The sequence below is a fragment of the Streptomyces sp. HSW2009 genome (genome assembly GCF_040240285.1).
Lineage (GTDB): Bacteria > Actinomycetota > Actinomycetes > Streptomycetales > Streptomycetaceae > Streptomyces.
The window spans coordinates 1-1364 of the sequence record NZ_JBEHZD010001000.1 but is presented as its reverse complement, the minus strand read 5'-3'; the positions used below and the strand labels follow the sequence as shown (position 1 = coordinate 1364).

1 protein-coding gene is annotated in these 1364 nt (G+C 73.2%); it reads right to left on the bottom strand.

The features are described from left to right. The coding region (locus AAHZ94_RS34160) for an aspartate aminotransferase family protein (RefSeq protein ID WP_349997568.1) at nt 1-1222 on the bottom strand (1222 nt) is incomplete at its 3' end. Between the last annotated feature and the right edge of the window lie 142 nt (nt 1223-1364).

The window sequence follows — 1364 nt, the reverse complement described above, 5'->3', positions numbered from 1 at the left end:
TTTTTTCCCCCCCACCCCCCCAAGCCTCTCTGGGCGTCGGTGGGGGGGGCGCGTTTTTGTTTATACCTCCCCGCTGGTCCCGCGCCCTGGGGGGGCCCCCCCGCAGCGAGTCGGGCCGGCCGAACTCGATGCCGATCATCAGTCCACGGCCGCGCACCTCGTGCAGCAGCTCGTACCGCGGCACCAGCGCGGCCAGCCGCTCCCGCAACAGGTCGCCGGTGCGCCGGGTGCGGGCCACGATCTCCTCCTGCTCCAGCACCGCGAGGGTGGCCAGGCCCGCCGCCATGGCCTGGGCGTTGGAGCCGAAGCTCGCCGAGTGCACCAGCACCCGGTCCATCGAGGAGTAGACCTTCTTGAAGATCCAGTCCTTGCCCAGGGTCGCGCCCACCGGCACATAGCCGCCGGAGAGCGCCTTGGCCACGCAGACCAGATCGGGTTCGACGCCGTCCTCGTGCTGGTAGGCGAAGAAGTCCCCGGTGCGGCCGATGCCGGTCTGCACCTCGTCGGCGATCAACAGCGCCTTGTGCCGGTGCAGCAGGTCCTGTGCGGCGCGCAGGTAGCCGGCTGGGCTGGCGTGTACACCCTTGCCCTGGATCGGCTCGACGACCAGCGCGGCCACGTCCCCGCGGCGCAGCTCCCGCTCCAGCGCGACCAGGTCGCCGAGCGGCACCGCGGTGTCGGGCAGCAGCGGCGCGAACCCGTCACGGAAGCCGTCCTCGCCGTTGACCGAGAGCGAGCCCGTGGTCAGGCCGTGGAAGGCGTGCGCGCAGTACAGCACCCTGGGGCGGCGCGTGGCGTAGCGGGCGAACTTCAGCGCGGTCTCCACCGCCTCGGTGCCGCTGTTCCCGAAGAAGACCCGGTCCAGGTGGGGTGCGTACGCGAGCAGCCGCTCGGCCAGCAGCCCGGGCAGCGGCTGGCAGTCGAAGCGGGTCAGGTCGGCCAGGTCGGCGTCGAGCACGTCGTGCAGGGCCTTGCGGACCACCGGGTGGTGCCGGCCGAGGCCCATCACGCCGAACCCGGCGAGCATGTCCAGGTAGTCGTTGCCGTCGGCGTCCCAGAAGTAGGCGCCCTCGGCGCGCTCGTAGACCTTGTCGAAGCCGATGGTGTGCAGCATGCGCGGCAGTTGGTGGTTGAGGTGCTTGGCGTGCAGCTCGTACCGCTCAGCGCCGCGCTCCGCGAGGAGTCTGCCGAGGTCGAAGCCGGTCGGCTCGGCCACCGTCATGCCCGTGCCCCTTCCCTGGGTACGTCGCTTCTGTCGTGCGCGGTCCGCTCGCGCCGCTCGGCCCACGGCCCCCCGCCGGGGCGGGGGGGGGGGGGGCCCCCCCGGGGCCGCGCGGGGGGGGGGGAGGGCGGGCGGGCCCCCC